The organism is uncultured Thiodictyon sp., from assembly GCF_903828115.1.
In the GTDB taxonomy this organism is placed as follows: domain Bacteria; phylum Pseudomonadota; class Gammaproteobacteria; order Chromatiales; family Chromatiaceae; genus Thiodictyon.
The window spans coordinates 1-6,238 of the sequence record NZ_CAIKKU010000707.1; the positions used below are offsets into that span (position 1 = coordinate 1).

At 63.1% G+C, this 6,238-nt stretch carries 7 protein-coding genes and 1 pseudogene; all 8 read right to left on the reverse strand.

Features of this window, described 5'->3' with window-relative positions; genetic code table 11:
* Positions 1 to 310: 310 nt before the first annotated feature.
* On the reverse strand, positions 311 to 1,738 hold the full coding sequence (locus tag QZY48_RS26590; RefSeq protein ID WP_295436561.1) for an ImmA/IrrE family metallo-endopeptidase: 1,428 nt from the start codon (positions 1,736 to 1,738) through the stop codon (positions 311 to 313).
* Between the two features lie 122 nt (positions 1,739 to 1,860).
* Positions 1,861 to 2,070, reverse strand: coding sequence for a hypothetical protein (locus tag QZY48_RS26595; RefSeq protein ID WP_295436562.1), 210 nt, complete (start codon positions 2,068 to 2,070; stop codon positions 1,861 to 1,863).
* Between the two features lie 10 nt (positions 2,071 to 2,080).
* Positions 2,081 to 2,791, reverse strand: coding sequence for a DegT/DnrJ/EryC1/StrS family aminotransferase (locus tag QZY48_RS26600; protein WP_295436563.1), 711 nt, complete (start codon positions 2,789 to 2,791; stop codon positions 2,081 to 2,083).
* A complete protein-coding gene (locus tag QZY48_RS26605; RefSeq protein ID WP_295436564.1) occupies positions 2,758 to 3,729 on the reverse strand; it encodes a DegT/DnrJ/EryC1/StrS family aminotransferase in 972 nt (323 codons plus the stop codon). The genes QZY48_RS26600 and QZY48_RS26605 overlap by 34 nt, the downstream gene beginning before the upstream one ends.
* Entirely contained in the window at positions 3,713 to 3,967 is a 255-nt protein-coding gene (locus QZY48_RS26610) for a hypothetical protein (RefSeq protein ID WP_295436565.1), read from the reverse strand. Before QZY48_RS26610 ends, QZY48_RS26605 begins: the two co-directional genes overlap by 17 nt.
* Positions 3,955 to 5,034 carry a CDP-glucose 4,6-dehydratase gene (gene rfbG, locus QZY48_RS26615; protein WP_295436566.1) on the reverse strand — a complete coding sequence of 360 codons (1,080 nt, stop codon included), beginning with the start codon at positions 5,032 to 5,034 and terminating at the stop codon, positions 3,955 to 3,957. Before rfbG ends, QZY48_RS26610 begins: the two co-directional genes overlap by 13 nt.
* Positions 5,035 to 5,141: 107 nt before the next feature.
* The gene (locus QZY48_RS26620) at positions 5,142 to 5,657 is read right to left on the reverse strand and encodes a hypothetical protein (protein ID WP_295436567.1); all 516 of its coding nucleotides are present in this window, start codon (positions 5,655 to 5,657) and stop codon (positions 5,142 to 5,144) included.
* Positions 5,658 to 5,676: 19 nt separating this feature from the next.
* Positions 5,677 to 6,144: pseudogene (locus tag QZY48_RS26625) on the reverse strand (ABC transporter ATP-binding protein); the annotation flags it as partial.
* Between the last annotated feature and the right edge of the window lie 94 nt (positions 6,145 to 6,238).

Sequence of the window (6,238 nt, forward strand, 5' to 3'; positions counted from 1 at the left end):
ACGGCGAAGCAGCGAAAGTCGCGCGCCGGCAGCAGCGGGTAGGCGCCGGCGGGTTCGGCCAGCGACTCATCCGCCGTTCGTGCGCCGCGGTGGGCGGCGCGCAGCGAGGCCAGCTTACGGTAGGTCGGTCAGCAGGATGCCGAGCCAGCGGTGCCACGGTTTGGGGCGGCGGTCGGTCTCTTCGGAGATGCGGGTGCCGAGGCCGCCGGCGAGGATAATGGCTTTCATGGACGGTCGATCTGCTGGTTGATGTGACTGTTACGCGGTGAGCCGGGATGCGATCTGCCGGGCGGCAAAGTCTCTTGGCGGATTAATCTGTCTGCGCGTTGGCTGTGCGACGATCCATGCCGCGTTCGTTATATGACTCACCGTGCAACAGGACCCGGTCGTCTTCCGTCAGGCTGAGCGCGGGGGTATTGAGCAGGTGTTGCGCGGCGAGTTGTCGGCTGACGCCGTGACTATCGCGCAAGGCGGCGAGCGCAGTGTCAGGCGATGCGGCGGTTGCCCAGACCCGCGCGGCCCAAGCCTGCGGTAGCAACATTTCCGCGGCGAAGGCGTTGGCCCGCTGCTCACATTCCACATCGACTTCGCCGCCGAGCACTTCCGCTACCGGTAAGGCGCGCTCGCGATCGACCAACAGGTGGCAGATCTCATGCGCCAGGGTGCTGCGTTGGCCGTGGCTGGTGCTTGAACGGGCGTCGGGATGGGTGTTGACGATAACGAAGGGTGCCGCCTCCCCCCAACAGGCGATGGCGTCGATGGCCGGGATGTCGAGCCGCTCGGTGATGACGGCAACATCGTAGGTGTTCAGGAGTGTGAGCGGATCGAAACGCTGGTCTGGGGCGAGTGTCAGTTCCGCGCGCAGCCATTGGGCGAGGCGATAGCCTTGCTCCCAGGGCTTGCCATCGACGAGCGTGGCCGCCCGCGACGCCGCCACCAACCGCGGTGAGAGGGGGGTATGACGGCGTATCTCGCGGTGGATGGTTTCGATGAGTTTGCCAATCTGCGGACTGGTCAGGAGGTGCCGGGCCATCCGCGCTGCGGCTAGATAGGGCGTATCCGCGCAGGTTGGTGCGAAATCCGGCGGTAGCTGCTCGATGAGCGATAACGCGACGGTGCCGATCCGCTGGAGTCGCTCTCCCGCGAGTCCAGCACGATATCTCAGGCGATCATGCGGCAGGCCTTGCGTGCGCTCCCGCCACAGGGTCAGGGTCTCTTGGACCTGGGGCTGGGTGCTCGGGCTGAAATAGTCCGCCAATTGCTCGCCGATCCGCTCGAGCTGGGTGTAGATGGCGGTGAAATCCGCCCGCGTGGGTTGCTGATCCTCATCAACCAACCAGATGGTGTTCCCGGCGCGCGCGAGGGTGAGCGCGGGCGCGTAGGCGCCGTGCAGGGCGCACGCGAGGTTGTGGCGATCGAGGTAGCCATACAGCGCGATTTGCTCCTGATCGACTTGCGCCTGCGGGAGATCGCCCCAGCGCTCACGGGCCTGTGGCAACAGATCACCCGGATGACGTACCCGGGCCAAGGGTAGGGGCCAGCCTTCTTCCAGGGTCAGGGCCGACCAGTGGCGGACCAGCCAGGTCAACAGTTCGATCCAGGTCCAATCGAAGGGACCGTCATCCTCTCCGGCCCAGTAGGGCTCACCCGCCAGGGACAAGTAGCCGCGTGCCCATCCGGATGCGCGCGAGCCTAGATCGGATTCACCGATCAAGGTGAGCTCAAGCTCAGGTGCCATAGGATTTCATCCAGTTCTTGAACGCACGCGCATATCCGTCCGCTGTCGCGCCGACTGCGTAGTCAGGCCATCCTGGCCTGACCGAATCAGGGCTGGAAGCCCTGACTACGCACGCCGCGCGATCAACTGGCCGGAGCGATGATCAAGGCCGGCGGGTAGGCGATGCCGGTGCGTAGGAGTTGTTCGGCCATGGGGCGCGTCATGGTATTCGGACATTTGCCGATGAGGAGTGTTCTACCCTCACGATTGACCTCGACGAACCCGGCCTCCGGTTTATGCCAACAGTGTTTCACGCGGTGCTCGCCGGGATCGTATTTCAGGGGAATGGGCATGTCCGGCGCTTCACCCATCACGGGCGCCGCTGGTCACGCGCGCGATCTGGTGCGCGGCATAGTCCAACATGCCTTCGGTGAGTCCGGGATAAACGCCGATCCAGAAGGTCTGGTGCATGATGGTGTCGGTGTTGGTGAGGTCGCCGACCACGCGGTACTGTCGCCCCTCGAAGTAGGGTTGCCGAGTCAGGTTGCCGCCGAAGAGCAGACGAGTGCCGATTTTGTGCCGGTCCAGGTGTCTCAACAGCTCGACGCGCGCAATCCCGCTTTCAGGGCGCAGGGTGATGGGGTAGCCGAACCAGGAGGGATCGCTGTTTGGCGTCGCCGCGGGGAGGATGAGATGCTCCTCGCACCCGCGCAACTGCGCAGTGAGATAGGCGAAATTGGCCTTGCGCCGGGCGATGAACTCGGGAGCCTTGTCGAGCTGGGCCAGCCCGCAGGCGGCCTGCATGTCGGTGATCTTGAGGTTGTAGCCGGCGTGGGAGTAGGTGTACTTGTGATCGTAACCCGCGGGCAGGCCGCCAAGCTGCCAGTGGTAGCGCTTCTTGCAGGTGTTGTCCTTGCCGGGGGCGCAGAAGCAGTCGCGGCCCCAGTCCCGGAAGGACTCGGCGATGGGCTTGAGGAGGCCGTTATTAGTGAAGACTGCACCGCCCTCGCCCATGGTGATGTGGTGGGCGGGGTAGAAGCTCAGGGTGCCGATGTCGCCGAAGGTGCCAACCATGCGGCCCTCTCCCCTGGCCCCTCCCCCGGGGGGGAGGGGAGACGGTAGGTGGAGCCCAGGGCGTCGCAGCAGTCTTCGATGAGCCAGAGGTTGTGCTGTTTGCACAGCGCGGTGACCACGTCGAGGTTGAAGGGGTTGCCCAGGGTGTGCGCCAGCATGATGGCCTTGGTGCGGGGGCCGATGGCCTCTTCGAGGCGGCTGACATCGATGTTGTAGGTGCCGAGCTCGACATCCACGAAGACCGGCACGGCGCCGGCCTGCAGGATGGGGTTGACGGTGGTCGGGAAACCCGCCGCGACGCCGATGACCTCGTCCCCCGGCTTGATGGCACGCTCGCCGAGCTTGGGGCTGGTGAGGGTGCTGAAGGCGATGAGGTTGGCGGACGAGCCGGAGTTGACGGTGATCAGATGCTTGACGCCGAGGAATTTGGCCAGCCGGTCCTCGAAGGCGTCGTTGAAGCGACCGGTGGTGAGCCAGCCATCGAGGGCGGCTTCGACCATGTTTTGGATCTCGGCGGCGTCCAGGACCTTGCCGGCGGCGGGGATGGGGGTGACCCCAGGCTGAAAAACGCTCGGTGCGAACTGATGGCTGGCGTACTGGGTGACGCGATGGGCGGTGGCCTTGCGCAGGAGCTCGTCGCGCTTGGTGCTGGTGAGTCGGGCGACCTTGCGGCATTGGCTCTGATGAACGGTGATGACCTTATCGACACGGGCTACGCTGTCGAGTTTGAGGCGTCCTTCGGCAAGATCATCCTGACGGATCGAGACCGCCTGTGGATCGTAGATATAGGAATCGACCTCCGAGGTGACGTACGCGATCTGCAAATCGCTCCCGAAACGCTCGCCACCCACTGCAATCACGACGCCGGGCCGCACCTTGCTGCCCGCACGGTTGGTGTAGGGAAAATCCAGCAGGACGAGATCACCGAGCCCTGTCATCAAAGACCTCTTCCCAGTTGACGTTGTGGTCGTCGTCGTTGTCGACGAAGCTGGCCATGCCCAGGGCGTGAAACTCCTCTTCCGAGGTTGGGGCGGTTGGCCGGAGCGTTTCGGCGGGGATGCCGGTGCGACCCACGCGATCAAGCACGACGACCAGTAATTCGGCGTTCTCCTCCGCCGGGAGTGGAGAGAGCAGTTGGATATGGCCTTTGCGGTAGATGGCTTTTACGGCGTGCATCGTTCTTTTCCAGAGGTTGCATAGGCATTCAGGTCTGTCAGGCAGAGATCCGGTGCTGACGTGCCTGCCGCGAGATCGCGGTACCAATGTAGGGTGCGCTCGACCGCCTGTGACAAGGTCCAGCGCGGCTGGATGCCGAGCAGCACGCGGGCCTTGCTGGTCTCCAGCGTCAGCCAGCCGGCCTCGTGCGGGCCTTCGGAGCCATCGCCCCAGATCACTTCGCCTTGACCATAGGCGATGCGGGCGCACTCGATGACTTGACGAACGGACGCGGCCTCGTGCGTCGGTGGACCGAAATTATAGGCGCCCGCCAGCGCCGGATCGTGCCAGAGCCGTTCCGCCAGGTGGAGGTAGGCCGAGAGGGGTTCGAGCACATGCTGCCAGGGGCGGATGGCCTCGGGGCGGCGAATCTGGAGGGGCTGATTCGTACTCCAGGCACGCACGGCATCCGGGATAAGGCGATCCTCCGACCAGTCGCCGCCGCCGATGACGTTGCCGGCGCGGGCAGAGGCAACGGCGACCGGCTTCTGACTGAAAAAGGCGTCGCGATAACAGTCGATGACCAGCTCCGCGGCGGCTTTGCTTGCGCTGTAAGGGTCCTGTCCGCCAAGGGGGTCGATTTCGCGAAAGGGGAATGCCTGTTCGAGATTGCGGTAGACCTTGTCGGTAGTGATGGCAATGACGACGCGCAGTGCTGCCAGCCCACGCAGCGCGTCCAGCAGATTCGCCGTGCCCTGGACGTTGGTGGAGAAGGTGCCGAGGGGATCGCGGTAGCTGGCACGCACCAGGGGCTGGGCGGCGAGATGGAAGACGATGTCGGGGTTGGCCAGGCGGACGCGATCTGCGAGGGACGCTGCGTCGCGGATGTCCTGGAAATGATTGCGGATGCGGTCTTCGATTGCCAACAGACTGAAGAGGTTCGGATCGGTGTTGGGTTCCAGCGAGATGCCGGTGACTTCGGCACCGAGCCGGTTCAGCCAGAACGCGAGCCAGCAACCCTTAAAACCGGTGTGTCCGGTCAGCAGGACGCCCTTGCCCGGCCAGAAGTTTAGATCGATATTCGCCATTGGTGCTTGTCTGGGCTAGCGTTTCCAGGTAGCTCTAACCTGCTCTTGGTTGAAGTCTGGTTGCGTCGGTAATCCAGGCTCGTCACCCCAAGCAAGAACGAAGGTTGTCATCGTGATGGTTCCAAACCTGCCTGGACGGGTTCTGTAGTCCACGCAAGCCTGGGCCTGACAACCCCGATAATAGGCCCCAAATAGTCTTCCCGCAGGGTGCCCGCTTCGTGCGCGTTGAAGCTTAGCACCCCTTTTTCGGCCACCTCGATATTCATCGTGTCCGTGATCATAATGGCATGGACGCTATATCCGCCGTTATTGAGAAAATTGGCAGGGATAACGCAAGTTGTCTTAAATAATCCCACCGGGTGTGGCTTACCATACCACTCGTCATGCACCAGATTAGCTTTTTTGCTTGTCCCGGATGCAAAGACACAGCCGCCCATCTGATCCAACAAGTGAATACTGCTGGAAACGATCGCCCCATCGCGAAGGTTCCAGAACTCCAATTCAATCGCTAGCTCTTTTTCAATTTCAATATCACTCGTGACTTGACCATCAGATATGAATCGTACTGCATGAAGACGAATTTTTTCACTCCCCGGCGCGGCATAAATATCTTCCCATATCACCTCGCCCCTGGTCTCTTTGCGCGTCGCCGACGGCCAGTACCTCGTCCACCACCAGGATCTCCGGCTCCAGATGGGCCGCCACAGCAAAGGCCAGGCGTACATACATGCCGGAGGAGTAGCGCTTGACGGGGGTGTCGAGGAAATTTTCGACCTCGGCGAAGGCGACGATCTCGTCGAACTTCCGCTGAATCTCGCCACGGGTCATGCCGAGGATGGCGCCGTTGAGAAAGATGTTCTCCCGTCCGCTCAGTTCGGGGTGAAAGCCAGTGCCGACCTCCAGCAGGCTGGCAACGCGGCCGTTGAGGGTGATGCGACCCCTGGTCGGCTCGGTGATGCGGCTGAGGACCTTGAGCAGGGTGGACTTACCGGCGCCGTTGCGCCCAATGATGCCGAGGGTCTCGCCCTGCTGGACCTCGAAGGAGACATCCTTCAGGGCCCAGAACTCCTCCACCGAGTCGCCCTGGATGATGGCCCGGCCATGGATCATATCGCGGGTCTTGCGCGCCAGGTCGCGGGCGTTGCGGGCGATGATGTCGCGCAAGGCCGTGTAGCGTTCAGTCCGGGCGGCATTGTGGCCGACC

Excerpts from the sequence above, each read along its gene's own strand:
- QZY48_RS26590 (WP_295436561.1), bottom strand. The coding sequence starts at position 1,738 with ATGGCACCTGAGCTTGAGCTCACCTTGATCGGTGAATCCGATCTAGGC.
- QZY48_RS26595 (WP_295436562.1), bottom strand. The coding sequence starts at position 2,070 with ATGCCCATTCCCCTGAAATACGATCCCGGCGAGCACCGCGTGAAACAC.
- QZY48_RS26600 (WP_295436563.1), bottom strand. The coding sequence starts at position 2,791 with ATGGTTGGCACCTTCGGCGACATCGGCACCCTGAGCTTCTACCCCGCC.
- QZY48_RS26605 (WP_295436564.1), bottom strand. The coding sequence starts at position 3,729 with ATGACAGGGCTCGGTGATCTCGTCCTGCTGGATTTTCCCTACACCAAC.
- QZY48_RS26610 (WP_295436565.1), bottom strand. The coding sequence starts at position 3,967 with ATGCACGCCGTAAAAGCCATCTACCGCAAAGGCCATATCCAACTGCTC.
- rfbG (WP_295436566.1), bottom strand. The coding sequence starts at position 5,034 with ATGGCGAATATCGATCTAAACTTCTGGCCGGGCAAGGGCGTCCTGCTG.